The sequence below is a fragment of the Protaetiibacter sp. SSC-01 genome (assembly GCF_014483895.1).
Taxonomy (GTDB): domain Bacteria; phylum Actinomycetota; class Actinomycetes; order Actinomycetales; family Microbacteriaceae; genus Homoserinibacter.
Window position 1 is genome coordinate 1,168,723 of the sequence record NZ_CP059987.1, and the last position, 19,786, is coordinate 1,188,508.

Here is a 19,786-nt window from a genome sequence, read left to right on the forward strand (position 1 = left end):
CGTTCCTCGTCGCCAAACGCTGCAGCGTTTGGCCCGGCGCGCTAGGAATGGCTGGCGCGGGATGCCGAAGTGTGCCGCGCCAGCCGCCGAGATGAGGCGTGCAGCATTGCGGGCGCCTCGGCGAGCGTCGCCCAGGTGGGCCGCGGCAGCGAGCTCGGAAGGCCCGCCCCGCGCAGGATGTCGTAGAAGCGGGCGAGCGGGCGCAGGTCCGCCGGGTCCCAGTGGAGCACGCTCCGCACGAGCGGATGCGCCATGAGCTCTCGATCCCTCGACTTCTCGGCGCGGAAGACGTCGGCGGGCTCACGTCCGCGCAGGTAGGCCGGGTCGAGGTACTTCGCGCGCCCGTCGCACTCGCCGGCGATGCCGTAGTGCTCCCACCAGAGGTCCGCCCGCCTCCTGCCCGAGGGCGTCTCGAACTCCCGCTGGAGCTCGGGGCGCGGGAACCCCAGCAGCACGGCCGCGAGACGGGATTCCGTCTCGGGCGGTGACTCGGCCCGGCCGTCCGCCTCGGCGACGACAGCTCGGGCGCGTCCCAGTCCACGGCCGCGCGAGGCGGCGTCGAGTCGGGCCCACAGCAGCTCCTTCGACGTCAGACTCGCCCGACCGAACGACGTGCCGAGGGCGGAATCGGCGGCGACGACCCCGTCGACGAACGGGAGGATGCGGGCGAGATCGACGATCGTCTGAGCGGGTGAGGTGACAAGCAGGCCGTCGAGTTCGACGATCTCGCGGTCGTCCAACCCCAGAGCGCGGCGGCGCACGCGTCCGCTCGATCGGCCGCCACCTGCGGGTTCGACGAGCACGTCCACCACGGACGGCCACGCACCGCGGATGCGGATGCCCCACAGCGCGGCGGCGGCGAGGTGGGAGTAGACCTGCTGGCCCTCGGCTCGCTCGGCCGTGCGGAGGACGAGCTCGCGATGCTGAGCGAGCCGGTCCACGGCAGCCCATTCGTCGACCAGGGCGAACTCGCCCGGCCGGACACGATGGAGAGTCCCGGTTCGAACGAGCTGGGAGAGCTGCCGATCGGTGATCCCTTGATCGAGAGCCTCTGAGCGGGTGATGCGGCGGAGCGTGCTGTGCATCGCTGCAGCGTCCGACAGATCGGAGCGGTGTGTGAGGCCTCCGTCCACGATGGGGGAGTCCGCATCCGGAGTCCGTCCGTGGACGAGAGGACCGTCGGCGCGGACGGATGCCAAGCCGCGGCCGTCGGACGCCGAGCAGCGGCCGTCGGACGCCGGATAGCGCGGCAGTTCTCGGCCGAGCGCTGTTGTGATCACTGCGGCGCTCGGCCGAACGCTGCAGCGTTTGGCGAAGAACCCGCGACCGAGGTGCTTGGGCGGGCGCACTGGCTCGGGCGGGCGCACAGACGCGGGCGACGAGGCCCCGGCATCCGCACAGCGACCGGGTTCGCCCTCCCTGTAGGCTGGCGCGATCATGGATGACCCTCCGTCTTCGACGTCAGAGCCCCATCACAGTCCCGCGCCGGTGAGCACCGCAGGGGGTGACGCCCGATGAGCCCCGAATGGTGGATGTTCATCGCCGGCATGCTCCTCACGGTCGGCACCGGCCTCTTCGTCGCGAGCGAGTTCGCGCTCGTCAACCTCGACCGGCACGACCTCGAGAACCGTCAGAGCAAGGGCGAGACGATGCTCGGGCCCACCATCCGGGCTCTCAAGGTCACCTCGACCCACCTGTCGGCGGCCCAGCTCGGCATCACCCTCACGACGCTCCTCGCGGGCTTCACGCTCGAGCCGGCGTTCAGCGCGTGGCTGCAGCCGCTCTTCGACGCATGGGGCCTCGGCGCCGCCAGCTCGCGCGTCGTCGCATCCGTCGTCGCAGTCGCCGTCGCCACCCTGCTGTCGATGATCATCGGCGAGCTCGTGCCCAAGAACTTCGCCCTCGCGCTGCCGCGTCAGACGGCGAAGCTCGTCATCCCCTTCCAGATCGTCTTCACGACGGTGTTCAAGCCGTTCGTGGCCCTCCTCAACGGCACCGCCAACGCGGTGCTCCGGGCCGTCGGCATCGAGCCGAAGGAGGAGCTCAGCTCCGCCCGCACCGCCGACGAGCTCAAGAGCCTCGTGCGGCGCTCCGCGAGCGAAGGCTCGCTCGACCGCGACACCGCGACGCTCCTCGCCCGCACCCTCGCGTTCTCCGAGCACACCGCCGCCGACGTCATGACGCCGCGCCCGCGCCTCGCCGCCGCACGCCGCACCGACACGGCCGAGACCGTCATCGAGCTCGCGCGACGCACCGGCTACTCGCGGTTCCCCGTCATCGACGAGAGCCCCGACGACATCGTCGGCGTCGTGCACATCAAGCAGGCCGTCGCCGTGCCGCGCGAGCGGCGCGCATCCGTGCCCGTCTCCGCCCTGCAGACGGATGCGCTGCGCGTGCCCGAGACGATGAAGCTCGACACCCTGCTCGGCGAGCTGCGCGCCCGCAGCTTCCAGATCGCGGTCGTCGTCGACGAGTACGGCGGCACCGCGGGCGTCGCCACGCTCGAGGACCTCGTCGAGGAGCTCGTCGGAGAGGTGTCCGACGAGCACGACCGCTCCCGCCCCGACGTCGTGCGCAGCCGCGACTGGCTCACCTTCCCCGGCGCCCTGCGCCCCGACGAGCTGCTCGACCGGGCGGGCGTCACCGTGCCCGAGGACGGCCCCTACGAGACCGTCGCCGGCTACCTCATGAGCGAGCTCGGCCGCATCCCCGCCGTCGGCGACACCGTCGACATCGACGCAGGCACCTTCCGCATCGAGCGGATGGACGGCCGCCGCGTCGACCGCGTGCGCTTCACACCCCGGCCCGCCGACGAGCAGGAGGAGGGACGATGAGCGCCAACGACTGGTGGGGCATCGCGTGGCTCTTCATCCTGCTCGCCGCCAACGCCTTCTTCGTCGGCGCCGAGTTCGCCGTCATCTCCGCGCGCCGCTCCCAGATCGAGCCGCGTGCCGAGGCCGGATCGCGCGCCGCGAAGACGGCGCTGTGGGCCATGGAGCACGCGACCCTCATGCTCGCGACGAGCCAGCTCGGCATCACCGTGTGCTCGCTGCTCATCCTCAACGTGTCCGAGCCCGCCATCCACCACCTCCTCGAGGTGCCCTTCGGGCTCACCGGATGGCCCGAGGAGGCCATCGCGACCGTCTCGTTCATCGTCACGCTCGTGCTCGTCTCGTTCCTGCACGTCGTGTTCGGCGAGATGGTGCCGAAGAACATCTCGTTCTCCGTGCCCGACCGCTCCGTGCTCCTGCTCGCCACGCCGCTCGTCGCCATCGCGACGGTGTTCCGCCCGATCATCCGGGCCCTCAACGCGACCGCCAACGGCGTGCTGCGGCTCTTCCGCGTCGAGCCGAAGAACGAGGCCACGAGCGCCTTCACCGTCGACGAGGTCGAGCTCATCGTGCGCACCTCCACGCGCGAAGGCGTGCTCACCGACACCACCGGCACCCTCAGCAACGCCTTCGAGTTCACCACCAAGAAGGTCGCGGATGTCGCGGTCGGCATGGACGCGCTCGTCACCCTCCCCGAGGACGCCACCCCGTCCGACGTCGAGCACGCCGTCGCCCAGCACGGCTACAGCCGCTACGTGCTCGTCGACGACGACGGCCTCCCCAGCGGCTACGTGCACCTCAAAGACGTCATCGACCTGCGCGACGACGAATACGACGACCCCGTGCCGCCCAAGCGCATCCGCCAGCTCATCTCGCTCTACCGCGGGATGGAGCTCGAAGACGCGCTCGCCATGCTCCGCCGCGCCGGCAGCCACGTCGCGCGCGTCTTCGACGAGAGCGGGGCGACGCGGGGGGTGCTGTTCCTCGAGGACATCATCGAGGAGCTCGTCGGCGAGGTGCAGGACGCGACGGATCGTCGGTCCCGGTAGTCATCACGGGGGTCGGGTCGGGGATCCGCTTCCGAGTCGCATGCCCTCGCGTGCCGCCTGTCGGCGGCGCGCTCCCGCCCGACCCGGTGCCAGCGACTCGGAAACGGATCCCCGACCCTCCTGCTCGTGACTGCACGTGCGGGCACGGCGTTCTGTCGGGCGTCGGGGGCGTCGAGGGCTCCGTCGGCGGGCTAGGGGCGGGGCTTGGCTCGGAGGTACTGCGGGGGCCAGTAGGGGAGGTCGACGCCGAGGGCCGCGGCGGCGCGCAGGGGGAAGTGCGGGTCGCGCAGGAGCTCACGGCCCATCATGACGGCGTCCGCACGGCCCGAGCGGATGATGTCGTCGGCGTGGGCGGGATCGGTGATGAGACCGACCGCCGAGACCTCGACATCCTCCTCGGAGACACGCTCCGCGAGCGGCACCTGGTAGCCGGGGGAGAGCGGGATGCTCTGGTGCGCCACGAGGCCGCCGCTCGACACGTCGAACAGGTCGGCGCCTGCCTCCCGCGCCCACGCCGCGACCGTCGCGGTCTGCTCGGCATCCCAGCCGCCCTCCGCCCAGTCGGTGGCGGAGAAGCGCACGAGCAGGGGCACGTCGTCGCCGACCGCCTCGCGCATCCCCCGCACAGCCTCCAGCAGCAGCCGCGCCCGGTTCTCGAGCGAGCCGCCGTACGCATCGTCGCGCAGGTTCGACAGCGGCGACAGGAACTGGTGCAGGAGGTAGCCGTGCGCCGCGTGCAGCTCCACGACGCCGAAGCCCGCGCGCACGGCGCGACGCGCCGCATCCGCGAAGCCCCGCACGATCGCGGGCAGCTCGTCGACGTCGAGGGCGCGCGGCACGGCGTAGCCGTCGAACGCGACGGCCGAGGGCGCGACCGTCTGCCAGCCGCCGTCGTCGGGCGGCACGGTGCCGTGCTGGTCGAAACCCCACGGGGCGAACGTCGACGCCTTCCGGCCGGCGTGCGCGAGCTGGATGCCGGGCACGGCGCCCTGCGACCGCACGAACGCGGCGATACGCGCCCAGGCGGCCTCCTGCTCATCGTTCCAGAGCCCGGTGTCCTGCGGCGTGATGCGGGCGTCGGGCGAGATCGCCGTCGCCTCCGCGATCACGAGACCCGCGCCGCCGCGAGCGAGCGCGCCGAGGTGCACGAGGTGCCAGTCCGTCGGCACGCCGTCGCGCTCCGGCACCGAGTACTGGCACATGGGCGCGACCCACAGCCGGTTGCGGATGTCGGTCGAGCGGACGCTGATCGGGTCGAAGAGCCCCGGCATCTCAGGACTCCTGCGCGAGCGACTCGAGGAAGGTGCGGAGGCCCTTCACGCTCGTGAAGACGTGGCCCGTGACCCCGAGGGCCGTCGCGCTCTCCACGTTGGCGACCTTGTTGTCGACGAACACCATCTCGGCGAGCTCGATGCCGAGGCCCTCGGCGGCGCGGCGGTAGATCTCCGGGTCGGGCTTGAGCAGCCCCATCTCGGCGCTCACGAAGACCTTCTCGAAGCCGTACGAGAACGGCGCGTTGCGGAATGCGTCGCCGAAGTCGAAGCCCGCGTTCGACAGCAGCGCGAGGCGTGTGCCGCCCTGACGCAGCTCGTCGATGAGCTGCACGGTGCCCGGTTCGACCGTGATCCAACCGCGGAAGTCGATCGCCCACAGGCGCTGGATCGTCGGGAGATCCCACGAGGCCCCGAGATCGGCCGCGACGCGCTGCCAGTACTCGACGACGCGGATGCTGCCCGAGTCGAGCGCGTCGCGGTGGTGCCAGTAGACGGGCCAGAAACGACCGGCCTCCTGCTCGGCGGCACCGAGCAGCGCGAGCGTGTCGTGCTCGCTCGGAGACATCGAGATGACCTCCCCGTAGTCGAAGACGACGACACGACCGGGGATGCTGATGCTCACCGTCCCAAACTATCGTGGCGCCATGGGTGCTGATTTCACGCCGGAGCGGGCACGCGACTGGATCGCGGTCCCGGGTCCGGATGACGACAAGTACTCGCGCGGGGTCGTCGGCTTCGCGACGGGCTCGGCACGCTATCCGGGCGCCGCGGTGCTCGGCGTCGAGGCCGCGCTGCACACCGGCGTCGGGATGGTGCGCTACCTCGGAGCGGGGCGTCCGACGCGGCTCGTGCTGCAGCGCCGCCCGGAGGCTGTCACAAGCGTCGGCCGCGTGCAGGCGTGGGTCGTCGGCTCGGGGCAGGACCCGGATGCGCTCGACGAGTACTCGGCGTCGGTGCGCGACCGCGCGCTCGCCGACGCCGTGCCGACCGTCATCGACGCCGGCGCGCTCGGGCTCGTCGACCGTGCCGAGGGCACGCGCGTGCTCGTGCCGCACGCGGGGGAGCTCGCCCGGATGCTCGGTCGCGACCGCGACGAGGTGCTCGCGGATGCGCCGGGCGCGGCCCTCGAGGCGGCGTCGCGCTGGCAGGCGGTCGTGCTGCTCAAGGGCCACACGAGCTACGTCGCCGACCCCGACGGCGGCCTGCTCGACGTGAACTGCGCGCCGCCGTGGACCGCGACGGCGGGCGCGGGCGACGCGCTGGCGGGCGTGCTCGGAGCGCTCCTCGCGACCCACCATCTCGAGCTCGACGCCGACCCCGGCGCGGCCGCTCCCGTCGCGGCGACCGCCGCCGTGCTCCACGGCCTCGCGGCGGAGCGTGCGAGCCGGGGCGGACCCTTCACGGTGCTGCAGCTGTGCGCGGAGCTGCCCGGCGTCATCCGGGACCTGCTGCGCGGCTGAGCCCGTCCGGCCACCAGGCCGGCCGCCCCGACGGCCCGGCCGTCAGCCCCCGAGCCGCGCGAGGAACTCGCGCGTGCGGGCCTCGCGCGGCGACGCGAAGAGCTCGTGCGCCTGCCCCTCCTCGACGACGACCCCGCCGTCGAGGAACAGCACGCGGTGCGCGACGTCGCGCGCGAACGCCATCTCGTGCGTCGCCATGAGGATCGTCGCGCCGTCGGCTGCGAGCTCGCGCACGAGGTCGAGCACCTCGCCCACGAGCTCCGGATCGAGGGCGCTCGTGATCTCGTCGAGAAGCAGCACCTCGGGGTCGGTCGCGATGGCGCGCACGATCGCCGCGCGCTGCTGCTGGCCTCCCGAGAGGCGGTCGGGGTGCTCGCGCGCCTTGTCGGCGAGGCCGATGCGCTCGAGCAGCCGCATCCCGCGCTCCTCCGCCTCGCCACGCGGGGTGCCGTGCACGACGCGCGCCGCGAGCGTCACGTTGTCGAGCACCGAGAGGTGCGGGAAGAGGTTGTAGTGCTGGAAGACGACGCCGAACCGGGCGCGCACGGCATCCGGCTTCACGCGTGGATCGGAGATGTCGTCGCCGCCGAGCAGGATGCGCCCGTCATCGATCGGCTCGAGCAGGTTGAGGCAGCGCAGCAGAGTCGACTTGCCCGAACCGCTCGGCCCGATGAGGGCGACGACCTCGTGCTGCTGCAGCTCGAGCGAGATGCCGCGCAGCACCTCCTTGTCGCCGAACGCCTTCCAGAGGTCGGTCGCGGTCAGCACGGCGCTCATACGATCGACCCCATCTGCTCGCGGTCGCGCAGGCGCGCCGAGTACCAGTCGGTGAGACGGATGGTGGGGATCGCGAGCAGGATGAACAGCACGCCTGCCACGATGTAGGGCGTGAAGTTGTAGCTCTGCGCTGCCGCGTTCTGGGCGGCGCGCACGGCGTCGACGGCGCCGAGGATCGACACGAGTCCCACGTCCTTCTGCATCGACAGGAAGTCGTTCATGAGCGGCGGCGTGACCTTGCGCACCGCCTGGGGCAGCACGATCCGTCCGAGCGTCTGGGTGTAGCCGAGCCCGAGCGCGCGTGCGGCGAGCCGCTGGGAGGGGTGCACGGCCTCGATGCCCGCCCGCAGCACCTCGGCGACGTAGGCCGAGTAGGTGAGCGTGATCGCGAGCACGCCGAGCACGACCGGGGGGAAGCGGGTGTTCGTGATGGTCGGGATGCCGTAGCCCACGATGTAGAGCACGATGATGAACGGCAGCCCGCGGAACAGGTCGGTGTAGCCCGCCGCGAGCACGCGCAGGGGGAAGAAGACGGGGCCGCGGAGGGTGCGCAGCGTCGCGAGCAGGAGCGCGACGACGCCGACCGTCAGCACCGAGATGCCGAGCACCTGCAGGTTGAAGAGGAAGCCGTCCCACACCTTCGGCAGGAAGCGCCAGGCGATCTCGGGGTCGAGGAAGAACCGCTGGACAGCGGCCCAGCCCTCGGTGTTGATGACGGTCGCCCACACGATGACGGCGACGACGACGGTCGACAGCGCGGCGATGAGCACCGAGCGGATCTGCTGACGGCGCCGGTAGGCACGACGTTCGACCTCGAGCCGGCTCGGCTCGCGAAGAGCCGGCCGGCCCGAGGCCGGAAGCGGAGAACTCACGTGGTGACGCTAGCGCGTTGTCACTTGAGCAGGGTCACGCCCTGACCCGAGCCGAGCCACTCATCCGTGATCTTCGCGAGCGTGCCGTCCTCGCGGAGCTCGTCGAGGGCCTTCGTGACCTTCGCGGTGAGCGGCGAGTCCTTCGGCAGCAGGAGGCCCCACTCGTCGGGGATGCCCGCGCCGGGCAGCTCACCGACGATGAACGAGCCCTCGATATAGACGCCCGTCGCGTAGTACGCGGTCGGCAGGTCGAGCACGAGCGCGTCGATCTGGCCCGCCTTGAGCGCGGCCACGGCGTCGTCGTTCGAGTTGTAGAGCTGCGGCGCGACGTTCGGCGCGATGGCCTCGTCGATCGTCGTCGCGCTCGTCGAGCCGGCCATGGCGCCGATCACGAGGTCCTTGAGGCCCGCGATCGAGTCGACGCCGTCGGCGGCGCCGCCCTCGATGGCGACGACCGCCTGGCTCGCCTGGTAGTACGGCGACGAGAAGTCGACGGCCTGCTTGCGCTCGTCGGTGATCGTGTACTGCTGGATGTTGAAGTCGAAGTTCTTCGGGCCGGGCGCGATGGCCGACTCGAAGCTCGTGCGCACCCACTCGACGTCGTCGGCGTCGAAGCCGAGCTTCTCGGCGACGGCGTACGCGACGGCGGCCTCGAAGCCCTCGCCCGAGGCGGGGTCGTCGTCGATGACATACGGGTAGTACGCGGTCTCGCCGGTGGCGATCGTGAGCTTGCCGGGCGTGACGTAGCCCTCGTCGTCGCCGGAGGGCGTCGACGACGGCGAGCTCGCGCACGCGGCGAGGCTCAGGGCGAGCGCGGCGGCGCCGGCTGCGGCGATGAGGGGACGGATGCGGGACACGGGACCTCCCAGGGCTGTGGTCGTGAAGGGTGCCTGGCTATCATCCCGCGTCGCGCATTCCGCCGCCGGGCCGCGCGTCATGTCGCGTCATCGTCGCCGTTACGCTGGATCCCATGACGGATGCGGCGCTGGCCTCCGGCGTCCGCGAGCGGGCGCGCGCCGTCGTCGTGCACCCGGTCACCCTGTGGTCGGCGTTCGTGCTCGTGCATCTCGTGCTCGGGCTCATCTGCCTCACGCATCCGAGCCTCCCCATGGGAGACGTCACGATCGTCTACGAGTTCTGGATGCGGCGCGGCGTCGAGGCGGGCCAGTGGGTCGGCATCGACACGGCGTGGGTCTACCCGCTGCTCGCCATCGTGCCGATGCTGCTCTCGGCGGTGTTCGGGTGGACGTTCTTCGCGAGCACGTGGCTCACCCTCGCGCTCGCGGTCGACGCCGCGGCGTTCGCCGTGCTGTTGCACCGCGGCCGCCCCGATCGCGCGACGTCGGGAGTCGCATGGTGGTGGATCGCCTTCCTCGTCGCGGTCGGGCCCATCGCGCTCGGACGCATCGACGTCTTCGCGACCTCGGTCGCGATCATCGGCGTGCTCGTGATCGTCGGGCGCCCGGGACTCGGGGGCGCGCTCCTCACGATCGCCGCGTGGATCAAGGTCTGGCCCGCCGCGCTCGTCGCCGCCGCGGTCATCGCGCTGCGCCAGCGCCTCGTCGTCGTGAGCGCGGCCGCCATCACGACGGCCGTCGTGCTCGTCGTGGGCGTCATCCTGGGCGGCGGCGTGAGCCTCTTCAGCTTCATCACCGAGCAGACGGGCCGCGGGCTCCAGATCGAGTCGGTGCTCGCGGTGCCGGCCATGTGGGCCGCGTGGGCCGGGGCGGGAACCTCCATCTACTACGACCGCGGCATCCTCACCTACCAGCTGCAGGGGCCGGGAACAGAGCTCGCCGCCGCGCTGTCGACGCCGCTGCTCGTGCTCGCCGTCGGCGCGATCGTCGTGCTCGGCGTCGTCGGCGCCGTGCGCCGCGTGCCGGAGGAGCGGATGCTGCCCCTCCTCGTCCTCGCGCTCACGGTCGCGCTCATCGCGTTCAACAAGGTGGGCTCGCCCCAGTTCGCGGTGTGGCTCGCCGCGCCCATCGTCTTCGGGCTCGTGAGCGCGCGCCTCGCGGGCGGGCCGTCGTTCCATGTGCCGGCGCTCCTCGCGCTCGCGACCGCGGCGCTCACCCAGGTGGTCTATCCGTACTGGTACGGGAAGCTCCTGGGCCTCGACGTGGTTGTGCTCATCGCGCTCTCCGCGCGCAACGTCCTCTACCTCGTGCTGTTCGCCTGGTCGATCGCGGCACTCGTCGTCACCATCCGCAACGCCATCCGATCGGAGCCCCAGCTCGCGTGAGCACCTCGTCCCTCACCGCCCCCGTCCCCACGCCCGCTCCCTCGCCGTCGCCGCTCCGCGTCCGCCTCGCACTGCTCGCGCTCGCGCTCGGCGGGTTCGGCATCGGCGCCACCGAGTTCGTCGCGATGGGGCTGCTGCCGCAGATCGCGCGCGACCTGCTGCCGGCCGCGTGGGCGGCATCGTCCGACGACGCGATCGCGCAGTCGGGCACGATGATCGCGGCTTACGCGCTCGGCGTCGTCGTCGGGGCCCCCACGATCGCGGTGTTCGCGGCCCGGCTGCCGCGCCGCCGCATCCTGCTGGGGCTCGCGATCGCCTTCACGGTCGGCACCGCGGCATCCGCTCTCGCGCCCACCTTCGAGCTCGTCGTGCTCTTCCGCTTCCTCGCGGCGCTGCCGCACGGCGCGTACTTCGGCATCGCGGCGCTCGTCGCGGCGTCGCTCATGGGACCGGGCAAGCGCGGCCAGGGCGTCGCGCTCGTGCTGTCGGGCCTCACGGTCGCGAACGTCGTGGGTGTGCCGCTCATCACCTTCCTCGGCCAGCAGGCCGGATGGCGCGTCGCCTACCTCGCGGTCGCCGGGATCTTCGCGCTCGCGGTCGTCGCGATCGCCGTCACGGTGCCGTGGCAGCCTGGCGACCCCGCGGCGACGGCGCGGCGCGAGCTCGGCGCGTTCCGCCGTCCCGCGGTGTGGTTCGCGCTCCTCACCGGTTCGATCGGCTTCACGGGCTTCTTCGCGGTGTACAGCTACGTCGCGCCGCTGACGACCGAGGTCACGGGCCTTCCGGAGACATGGGTGCCGTTCGCACTCGTGACCCTCGGCCTCGGCATGACGGTCGGCAATCTCGCGGGCGGATGGGCGGCCGACCGCGGCGTCCTGCGCGCACTCTTCCTGTGCTTCGGCGTGTTCGCCGTCGCGCTCCTCGGCCTCGCGCTCACGGCGCAGACGCTCGTCGGGCTCTTCGCGTTCCTGTTCGGCGTCGGGGCGGCGGCGGCCGCGCTCTCGCCCGCGATCCAGACGCGGCTCATGGACGTCGCGGGCGACAGCCAGACGCTCGCCGCGGCCGTCAACCACTCGGCGCTCAACATCGGCAACGCGCTCGGCGCAGCCCTCGGCGGGGCCGTCATCGCGGCGGGCTGGGGCTACGTCGCGCCGACGTGGCTCGGCCTCGCGATGTGCGCACCCGGCGTGCTCCTGGCCCTCGCTGGAACGTGGGTGACCGCATCCGCCGCTCGCCGCGCAGCGGGAGCCACGACCGCGTAGCGGGAGGCGTTTCTCCCGCCGTCGTGTCGCGGCTCCAGCCGCGCCACGGGACCGATCAGAAGGTGCCGGTGGGGGCGTCCTGGATGAGGATGCCGTCCTGGATGGCGCGGCGACGCAGGGCGACCTTCGTGCCCACGTCGATGCCGGCCACGCGGTACTTCTCGCGGATGCGCTTGAGGTAGCTCTTCGCGGTCTCCTCGGAGATGCCGAGCTGGAAGGCGACCGACTTGACTGGCTCGCCGCCGCCGTAGAGCGCCATGACGCGGCGCTCCTGTGCCGAGAGCTTCGGGGCGCCCCCGATGTCGCTCGCGTTGATCGCGAGGTCGAGCTCGGCGGAGATGAAGCTCTCGCCCTGCGCGGCGGCGCGGATCGCCTCGACGATCATCGCGGCATCCTCGCTCTTGACGAGGTAGCCGAGCGCGCCCGCGGCGAGGGCCTCCCGCACGACGTTCGGCTCGGAGTACGTGCTCATGAGCACGACGCGCACGCCCGTCGACTTGAGGGCCGAGATCTTGACGGCGACCGGGATGTTGTCCTTGAGATCGAGGTCGAGCAGCACGACGTCGACGGGGAAGGCCGGGTGCGTGAGCAGCTCGGGCCACGTTGCGAGCTCGGCGACGACGTCGATCTCATCCGACGCGCTGCGGATCCAGTTCGCGAGACCGCTCAGGATCATGCGGTGGTCGTCGACCACGGCGAGTCGGATCGGGGCGGCCATTCGGTCTCCTTCGGAGGTACGGGGGGGGTTCAGACGTCGGCGGGGTTGTCTACCGCCGCCTCGATATCGACGCGGAGGCTTCCACCCTCGGTGGAGTCAGAGTATCGCCCGACTCGACCGAGAGCGGCCCAGATCGAGGGATCGACGCGATTCCGCCGGATGCCGGAGCTCGTGATCGTGATCGGCACGATGATCTTGTGGTCGGTTCGGGGCGTGCCCGTGGGGGCGAGCGGTCCGAGCTGGATCGTGATGCTGCGGTTGAGCGCGGCCTTCTTGCGCGTGTCGCTTACGAGCATCCACGCCGCCGACAGGAGGCCGTCGCGCTGCGGGGCGTCGAGCAGCCCCGCGAGGGCGGACTTGTCGACGAGCGTCACGGAGCGGCCGAGCAGCTCCGACTCGCTCACGGCGTGATAGAGCCAGGTCTCGCGTCGGCCCTCGATGAGGTGCAGCCGCAGCTCGGTCGCGAGGGATGCCGCGAGCGAGGCCGTCTTCGGCGTGAGGGGGAGGGCGGTCTTCTTGGTCGCGATCGAGTCGAGGAGGCGTTCGGCGGCGAGGTCGAGGCGCGCGAGCTCCTCGGAGGCGAGCATGCCGACCGCGTAGCGCGGAGCCGAGACGTTGCTCTGCACGAGCACGCGGTCGAGCTCGAGCTGCACCATGCGGCGGTAGCCCTGCACGACGGTGACGCCGATGACGGCGGGCAGCACGGCGAACGCGATGGCGGCGAGCTGGGGCGCGAGGTGGTCGGCGTCGAACGGGGTACCCGGCGGCGTGTTGATGAAGATCGCGACCGCGAGCCCGAGCCCGAGGGTCCCAGCGGCGATGAGCAGCTCCGCGGCCCCGCGTTGCGTGACGACGAGCAGAAGCGCGGCGCCCGCGGCCGTCGCGGCGGTGAGCGTGCGCCCGAGGTCATGGAGGTCCCAGACGGCGATGACGTCGAGCACGACGGTCGCCGCGATGCCCGTGAGCACGAGCGCGAACGTCCAGGTCGGCATCGTGTCACCGCCGACGCGGGAGGCGATCGCCGTGCCCGCGATGACGAGGATGAGCACGCCCCACGCGGATGCGGCCGCCCCCGGCACGGGGTAGCGGTCCCAGAGCGCGACGAACCAGCTGAGGCCGTACACGGCCCGCAGCACGACGAGCACGTCGGCGCCGAGGGCGAGGAACGAGGATCCGAGGCTCGGACGGGCGCCCGCGCGGCCGAGGCGCTTGGCGGTCTTCGAGACCGCGCGCGCGGCGTTGCCGACGACGATGCCGAGGGTGTTCTCCTCGGGGATGCCGGCGGTCATCGGGGCACCTCCAGCACGACGGTCGTGCCCGCGCCGGGTGAGGAGAACAGGCGCGCGTTCCCGCCCACGTCGCGCAGACGCGCCACGACCGACTCCGCGAAGCCGAGCTTCGCCTCGTCGATGTCGGCGATGTCGAAGCCGATCCCGGCATCCGTCACCATCGCGCGCACGGTGGTCTCGTCGTCGGTGATCGTCACGTGCGCCTCGGTGACGCCCGAGTGCCGCCGCACATTCTCGAGGCACTCGGCGAGGGCGAGCAGGAAGGCGTCGAGCACCTCGCTCGGCAGCAGCACCTGGCCTGTGCCGTGCCAGCTGACCGTGAGCCCCATCCGTCCGAAGCGCTGCTTGACCGACTCGAGGGTGCGGCCGAGCACGGGCTCGGGCTCGCCGCCCGACTCGAGCTGGTAGCTGCCGGAGGCCTGCGGCGTCGGGGTGGAGCCGAGGCGAAGCTGGCGCAGGAGGCGCGCGTCCTCGGCGGCCTGCTCGCGGAGCGCCTGCGGCGTGACCCCGACGCCCGAGTGGGCCAGCAGCGTGAGCGTCGCGAGGACCGTGTCGTGCAGGAGGCGCGCCGACTGACGGCGCTGCGCCTCGAGCTCGCTCGCCTGCCGCTCGGCGCGGTGCGCGCGGCCGATGCTCGCGATGCGCTTGCTCACCTGCGGCACACCCGCGGTCACCCAGAGACCGATGCCCGCGGCGAGGATCCAGCCGAGCAGAAGGAGCCCCGCGGTGCGCAGCGAGGCCTGCGACTCGGGCGTCACGAGCAGGAGCGTCGCACCCGCGACGCCGAGGAACGCGACGCCGAGGCCGATGACGCGCCAGACGGTGCCGGTGAGCACGATCGCGACCGATGCGAGCGACCCCGACACGAGCAGCTGCATGGCCGTCATGCCGCCCTCGCCGAGGGCGTGCGAGCCGAATCCCGTCGCGGCGGCCACGATGCCGAGGCCCGCCGCGAGGGCGAGCACGGCCCACGCGGGGTTGCGGCTCACGCCGACGACGAATTGGGCGCCCGCGAGCACGAGGTAGAGCACGCCGCCGATCACGAGGGCCGTCGTCGTGGGGGCCGCGCCCGGCAGGACGAAGCACAGGGCGGAGGCGAGCGTGAAGCCGAGACCGTACACGCGCGCGCCGCGCTGCAGTACGCGGTCGCGTTCCTTGGCGATCAGATCCATCGGGCACACACCACCGGTTCGGGCGACCGGGGCCTCCTTGGCACCATCGTGGCAGATCGCGGCACCCGAATGGGGGGAGGACGGGGCCGCGTGTCTCCGCTCAGGCCTCGAGGAGGCGCGCGAGCTCGGCGCCCACGAGGGCGTCCTCGATGAGGAACGCGTCGTGGCCGAACGGCGAGGAGATGACGACGGGTTCGGGGCCGCTCAGGCTGTTCGGCAGGTGGCGCGCGATGACGCGCTGGCCAGGCACGGGGAAGAGGCGGTCGCTGTCGATGCCGAGCACGAGGCCGAGGCCCGTCGCGCGACCGAGCGCCGCGGCGACACCCTCGCGGTCGCGGCCGATGTCGTGAGAGTTCATCGCGTCGACGAGCACGAGGTAGCTGTTCGCGTCGAAGCGGCGCGTGAACTTGTTGCCGTGGAAGTCGAGGTAGCTCTCGACGGCGAACCGGCCGCCGCCGCCCATGGGGTTGATGCCGCTCTGCCAGCTGCGCGCGAAGCGGTCGTCGAGCTCAGTGGGGGAGCGGTAGTTGAGCAGCGCCATGCGGCGCGCGAGCGCGAGGCCACGGTGGGGCCCCTCGCCGTCCTCGGCGTTGTAGTAGTCGCCGCCCGCGTATGCGGGGTCCATGCGGATCGCCTCGCTCTGCACCGAGTTGAGCGCGATCTGGTCGGCCGACGAGGTCGGGGGCGCCGCGAGCACAGCGAACTTCTCGACGCGGTCGGGGTGGCTCACGGCCCACTCGAGCGACTGCATGCCGCCCATCGAGCCGCCGATGACGACCGCCCAGCGCCGGATGCCGAGGGCGTCGCTCAGGAGCCGCTGCGCCTCCACCTGGTCGCGGATCGTGAGGTACGGGAATCGGGCGCCCCACTCGACCCCGTCGGGGGCGACGGATGCGGGCCCCGTCGAGCCCTGGCATCCGCCGAGCATGTTGGGGGCCACGATGAACCAGCGCTCGGGGTCGAGCACCTTGCCGGGGCCCACGAGACCCGACCACCAGCCGGCCGTCGGATGGCCGGGGGAGGCCGGGCCCGTGACGTGGCTGTCGCCGGTGAGCGCGTGCAGCACGAGCACGGCGTTGTCGCCCGCCTCGTTGAGCCGTCCCCACGTCTCGTAGGCGATCGTGACGTGCGGGAGGCTGCCGCCGCGCTCGAACTCCATGGGGCCGAGGGGCTGGAAGATGCGCTCGCCCGGGTCGTCGCCGATGCGCCACGCCCCGGATGCCGGGGGCTTCGCCGAGATCGCCCGGCGGTTGGACTCGGTGACGAACGCCGACGGTACGGCGTCCTCGGGTGTCTGCCAGTCCATCCCGCCATTCTCTCGGGTGCGCGGGACGTGTTACGCCACATCCGGCCTGTCGGGGCGTGGGCGCAGCCGAGGGGCCGGGCGCTCGCGCGCCCGGCCCCTCGACGCAGTGCGGCGGATTATCGCCGCGCGGATTCAGCGCTGGCGCGGCGCGCGGCGTCGAAGCCTGCCTGCAGGTCGGCCTTGAGGTCGTCGACGTTCTCGAGGCCCACCGAGAGGCGCACGAGGCCGGGCGTGACGCCCGTCGTGAGCTGCTGCTCGGGGGTGAGCTGCGAGTGCGTCGTCGACGCCGGGTGGATGATGAGGCTGCGCACGTCGCCGATGTTGGCGAGGTGGCTGAAGAGGCTCACGTTCTCGACGAGCGCGCGGCCGGCGTCGACGCCGCCCTTGAGCTCGAACGACAGCACCGCTCCGACGCCGCGCGGGGCGTACTTGTTGGCGGCCGCGTACCACGGGCTCGACGGGAGGCCGGCGTAGTTGACCGAGGCGACATCCGGGTGCTGCTCGAGCCACTCGGCGATCTCCTGCGTGTTCTGCACGTGGCGCTCGATGCGCAGCGAGAGCGTCTCGACGCCCTGGATGAGGCTGAACGCGCTGTCGGGCGAGAGGGCCGCGCCGGTGTCGCGCAGGAGCGTCACGCGCGCCTTGATGACGTAGGCGATGCCGTCGCCGAGCACGCCCGTGTAGCTCGCACCGTGGTACGAGGGGTCGGGCTCGGTGAGGCCGGGGAACTTGTCGACGTGCTGCGACCAGGGGAACTTGCCGCCGTCGACGATGAGACCCGCGATGACGGTGCCGTGACCGCCGAGGAACTTCGTCGCCGAGTGCACGACGATGTCGGCGCCGTGCTCGAACGGGCGGATGAGGTACGGCGTCGCGATCGTGTTGTCGACGATGAGCGGCAGGTCGTTCTCGTGCGCGATGCCCGAGACGAGCTCGATGTCGAGCACGTTGATGCGCGGGTTGCCGATGGTCTCCGCAAAGAACGCCTTCGTGTTGGGGCGCACGGCTGCGCGCCACTCGTCGGCGTCGTCCTGGTTCTCGACGAAGGTGACCTCGATGCCGAGCTTCGCGAGCGTGTACTTGAAGAGGTTGTAGGTGCCGCCGTAGATGGAGCTCGACGAGACGATGTGGTCGCCGGCGCTCGCGATGTTGAGGATGGCGTAGGTGATCGAGCTCGACCCGGATGCCGTGGCGAGCGCCGCGGTGCCGCCCTCGAGCGCCGCGATGCGGTCCTCGATGACCGCCTGCGTCGGGTTCATGATGCGGGTGTAGATGTTGCCGAACTCGGCGAGCGCGAAGAGGTTCTTCGCGTGGTCGGCGTTGTTGAAGACGTACGACGTGGTCTTGTAGATGGGCGTCGCGCGCGCGTTGGTGACCGGGTCCGGCGCCGCGCCGGCGTGGATCTGCAGGGTCTCGAACTTCCAGTCCGACATGGTTCGCTCCTCGTTCGGGTCGGCGGGCTCGATGCTCGCCCGCTTGCCGGGAACGTTACGTGCGCCCCGGTCACGCGGCAATTCCCGACGAAACGCCGCGTCACATCCGCTCGTCCGGGGGTCAGCCACGGCGGCGCGCGCCCGTCGGGTCGGTGCGGGATGCGGCAGCCGGCCTCTCGTCGCGGTCGACGAAGAGCCAGTTCGGCTTCGGCTCGATGAGCGGACGGAAGACCTTGCGCACCCACGGGCTCGCGAGCGCGACCGAGATCGCGAGCGACGCGAAGACCATCGTGAGCAGCCAGATCGCCGAGGAGTGGTCGTCCTTGAGCACTCCCGACTCGCGGATCGGGTACAGCACGAACGAGTGCAGCAGGTAGACGTACATCGTCGCCTGGCCGAAGCCCGTGAAGAAGGTGCCGCGTCGGGGGATGAGAGCGAGGAACGCCGCCGTGAGCAGCACCGCGAGGCCGATGAGCCCGAGGCGCAGGAGGCCCGCCCACCACTCGGGCTCGCCGAGCGCCTGGTACGAGTCGTCGTAGAAGAACCAGAACCGCAGGTCGAAGGCGCGGAAGGCCTGGATGTTGACGATCACGACGCCGAGCCACGCGAGCAACACGCCGATCGCCACGAGCCGCCCGCCCCACACGGCGCCCGTCGGCAGGTGCCGCCACCGGTCGACGATGCCCCACGAGCGCAGCTTCCAGCCGAGCACGAAGAACGGGAGGATCCCGATCGCGCGCGAGAGCGAGAACGTCGAGTCGACGTTGGCGAGGTAGCCGACCCCGACGGATGCGACGACGGCCCACAGGAGCGGCCAGCGCAGGAGCGCGAGGTAGGGCAGCACGGTGCGGAAGATCGCGAGGGCGAGCAGGAACCACAGCGTCCAGTGCGGCTCGCTCGGGTTGAAGGCGTTCTTGCCCTCGACGAGCCACTGCACGAGCGACCAGATGCCCTGCATGATGACGTAAGGCAGAACGATGTCGGTGAGCACGCGGCGCATCTGGCGGATGCCGGGCGGTGTCGCCTTGGAGAAGAACCCCGACACGATCGCGAACGCGGGCATGTGGAACGCGTAGATGAACAGGTAGAGCGTGAGCGCGTTGTCGGAGTCGCTCGTCTGCCGCTGGATCGCGTGGCCGATCACGACGAGCACGATGCACGCGAAGCGCGCGTTGTCCCAGAACGGCACGCGCACGCGCGGCTTCGTCGGCACGGACGCGGTGTCGGTCATCCGTCCAGCGTAGGTGCGCATCCCCAGGTGGGCGAGGAGCGCCCGTGCAGCGGACGCGTCTCGAGACCGCGGGCGCGCCGGTACCGTGAGGGCATGGCATATCGCGTGGTCGTGACAGGGGCGAGCTCGGGCATCGGGGAGGCGACGGCGCGACGGTTCGCCGCGCACGGCTGGGACGTCATCGGCGTCGCACGTCGCGCCGAGCGTCTCGACGCGCTCGCGGCGGAGGGCGTGCTCACGCCGATCGTGGCCGACATCACGGTCGAGGAGGATGTCGCGCGCGTGCGCGCCGAGGTCGAGGCGGGCGGTCCGCTCCACGCTCTCGTCAACAACGCCGGCGGCGCGCTCGGCACCGAGAGCGTCGAGGACGCGATCCCCGACGACTGGCGCGCGATGTACGAGGTCAACGTGATCGGCACCCAGCGGATGATCGCGGCGCTGCTCCCGGCGCTGCGGACCGGCTCGGTCGAGCGCGGCTCCGGCGACATCGTGGCGGTCACCTCGATCGCGGGCCACACCGTCTACCTCGGTGGCGGCGGCTACAACGCCGCGAAGCACGCGCAGCACGCGCTCATGGCGGTGCTCCGTCTCGAGCTCGGGGGAGAGCCGCTGCGCGTCGTCGAGATCGCGCCGGGCATGGTCAAGACCGACTTCTCGCTCGTGCGCTACCGCGGCGACCAGGAGGCCGCCGACGCCGTCTACGCGGGCGTCGAGAATCCGCTGCGCCCCGAGGACATCGCCGAGGCGATCGTACACGCCGTCGAGCTGCCGAGCCACGTCGACCTCGACCTCGTCGTCGTGAAGCCCGTCGCCCAGTCGGCCGTGCGCACGATCCACAAGGGCGCGCTCGCACCCAAGGCGTAGCGGCGG

18 protein-coding genes are annotated in these 19,786 nt (G+C 71.8%); 6 read left to right on the forward strand and 12 right to left on the reverse strand.

Annotated features, from left to right (window positions below; translation table 11 throughout):
- Positions 1–41: 41 nt before the first annotated feature.
- Positions 42–941 (reverse strand): hypothetical protein, encoded by a 900-nt coding sequence (locus H4J02_RS05535; RefSeq protein ID WP_187676090.1) that lies wholly within the window; start codon positions 939–941, stop codon positions 42–44.
- A 573-nt stretch (positions 942–1,514) separates the two neighbouring features.
- Here H4J02_RS05535 and H4J02_RS05540 point away from each other — a divergent pair.
- Together H4J02_RS05540 and H4J02_RS05545 are read left to right on the forward strand one after the other, a co-directional pair.
- Entirely contained in the window at positions 1,515–2,834 is a 1,320-nt protein-coding gene (locus tag H4J02_RS05540) for a hemolysin family protein (RefSeq protein WP_187676091.1), read from the forward strand.
- On the forward strand, positions 2,831–3,880 hold the full coding sequence (locus tag H4J02_RS05545) for a hemolysin family protein (RefSeq protein ID WP_187676092.1): 1,050 nt from the start codon (positions 2,831–2,833) through the stop codon (positions 3,878–3,880). The genes H4J02_RS05540 and H4J02_RS05545 overlap by 4 nt, the downstream gene beginning before the upstream one ends.
- A 191-nt stretch (positions 3,881–4,071) precedes the next feature.
- Here H4J02_RS05545 and H4J02_RS05550 read toward each other — a convergent pair whose 3' ends face one another.
- Together H4J02_RS05550 and H4J02_RS05555 are read right to left on the reverse strand one after the other, a co-directional pair.
- Positions 4,072–5,151, reverse strand: coding sequence for an NADH:flavin oxidoreductase/NADH oxidase (locus tag H4J02_RS05550; protein ID WP_187676093.1), 1,080 nt, complete (start codon positions 5,149–5,151; stop codon positions 4,072–4,074).
- Between the two features lies 1 nt (position 5,152).
- Complete coding sequence (locus H4J02_RS05555) at positions 5,153–5,776, reverse strand: HAD family phosphatase (protein WP_187676094.1); 624 nt, start codon at positions 5,774–5,776, stop codon at positions 5,153–5,155.
- Positions 5,777–5,798: 22 nt separating this feature from the next.
- Here H4J02_RS05555 and H4J02_RS05560 point away from each other — a divergent pair, with 22 nt between their 5' ends.
- Positions 5,799–6,614, forward strand: a complete 816-nt coding sequence (locus H4J02_RS05560) for an ADP/ATP-dependent (S)-NAD(P)H-hydrate dehydratase (RefSeq protein WP_187676095.1) — start codon at positions 5,799–5,801, stop codon at positions 6,612–6,614.
- Between the two features lie 42 nt (positions 6,615–6,656).
- On the opposite strand, the gene H4J02_RS05565 is transcribed toward H4J02_RS05560, so the two are convergent.
- The 3 genes from H4J02_RS05565 to H4J02_RS05575 are packed head-to-tail and all read right to left on the reverse strand — an operon-like array spanning position 6,657 to position 9,120.
- Positions 6,657–7,391: an amino acid ABC transporter ATP-binding protein gene (locus H4J02_RS05565; RefSeq protein WP_187676096.1), complete on the reverse strand. Its 735-nt coding sequence runs from the start codon at positions 7,389–7,391 to the stop codon at positions 6,657–6,659.
- Entirely contained in the window at positions 7,388–8,263 is an 876-nt protein-coding gene (locus H4J02_RS05570) for an amino acid ABC transporter permease (protein WP_262406236.1), read from the reverse strand. The genes H4J02_RS05565 and H4J02_RS05570 overlap by 4 nt, the downstream gene beginning before the upstream one ends.
- Positions 8,264–8,283: 20 nt before the next feature.
- The gene (locus H4J02_RS05575) at positions 8,284–9,120 is read right to left on the reverse strand and encodes a transporter substrate-binding domain-containing protein (protein ID WP_262406237.1); all 837 of its coding nucleotides are present in this window, start codon (positions 9,118–9,120) and stop codon (positions 8,284–8,286) included.
- A gap of 113 nt (positions 9,121–9,233) precedes the next feature.
- Between H4J02_RS05575 and H4J02_RS05580 the strand changes: the two genes are divergently transcribed.
- Together H4J02_RS05580 and H4J02_RS05585 are read left to right on the forward strand one after the other, a co-directional pair.
- Positions 9,234–10,505, forward strand: a complete 1,272-nt coding sequence (locus tag H4J02_RS05580) for a glycosyltransferase 87 family protein (protein WP_187676098.1) — start codon at positions 9,234–9,236, stop codon at positions 10,503–10,505.
- A complete protein-coding gene (locus H4J02_RS05585) occupies positions 10,502–11,767 on the forward strand; it encodes an MFS transporter (protein ID WP_222942215.1) in 1,266 nt (421 codons plus the stop codon). The genes H4J02_RS05580 and H4J02_RS05585 overlap by 4 nt, the downstream gene beginning before the upstream one ends.
- Positions 11,768–11,822: 55 nt before the next feature.
- Here H4J02_RS05585 and H4J02_RS05590 read toward each other — a convergent pair whose 3' ends face one another.
- The 6 genes from H4J02_RS05590 to H4J02_RS05615 form a co-directional block, all read right to left on the reverse strand.
- Positions 11,823–12,485, reverse strand: a complete 663-nt coding sequence (locus H4J02_RS05590; protein ID WP_187676099.1) for a response regulator transcription factor — start codon at positions 12,483–12,485, stop codon at positions 11,823–11,825.
- A 29-nt stretch (positions 12,486–12,514) separates the two neighbouring features.
- Positions 12,515–13,774, reverse strand: coding sequence for a hypothetical protein (locus tag H4J02_RS05595; RefSeq protein WP_187676100.1), 1,260 nt, complete (start codon positions 13,772–13,774; stop codon positions 12,515–12,517).
- A complete protein-coding gene (locus H4J02_RS05600; protein WP_187676101.1) occupies positions 13,771–14,946 on the reverse strand; it encodes a sensor histidine kinase in 1,176 nt (391 codons plus the stop codon). The genes H4J02_RS05595 and H4J02_RS05600 overlap by 4 nt, the downstream gene beginning before the upstream one ends.
- 100 nt (positions 14,947–15,046) lie before the next feature.
- A complete protein-coding gene (locus tag H4J02_RS05605) occupies positions 15,047–16,252 on the reverse strand; it encodes a homoserine O-acetyltransferase (RefSeq protein WP_187676102.1) in 1,206 nt (401 codons plus the stop codon).
- A 116-nt stretch (positions 16,253–16,368) separates the two neighbouring features.
- Complete coding sequence (locus H4J02_RS05610; protein ID WP_187676103.1) at positions 16,369–17,685, reverse strand: bifunctional o-acetylhomoserine/o-acetylserine sulfhydrylase; 1,317 nt, start codon at positions 17,683–17,685, stop codon at positions 16,369–16,371.
- A gap of 121 nt (positions 17,686–17,806) precedes the next feature.
- Entirely contained in the window at positions 17,807–18,916 is a 1,110-nt protein-coding gene (locus tag H4J02_RS05615; protein WP_187676104.1) for an acyltransferase family protein, read from the reverse strand.
- 93 nt (positions 18,917–19,009) lie between these two features.
- Here H4J02_RS05615 and H4J02_RS05620 point away from each other — a divergent pair, with 93 nt between their 5' ends.
- Positions 19,010–19,780 (forward strand): SDR family NAD(P)-dependent oxidoreductase, encoded by a 771-nt coding sequence (locus tag H4J02_RS05620; RefSeq protein ID WP_187676105.1) that lies wholly within the window; start codon positions 19,010–19,012, stop codon positions 19,778–19,780.
- Positions 19,781–19,786: the final 6 nt, after the last annotated feature.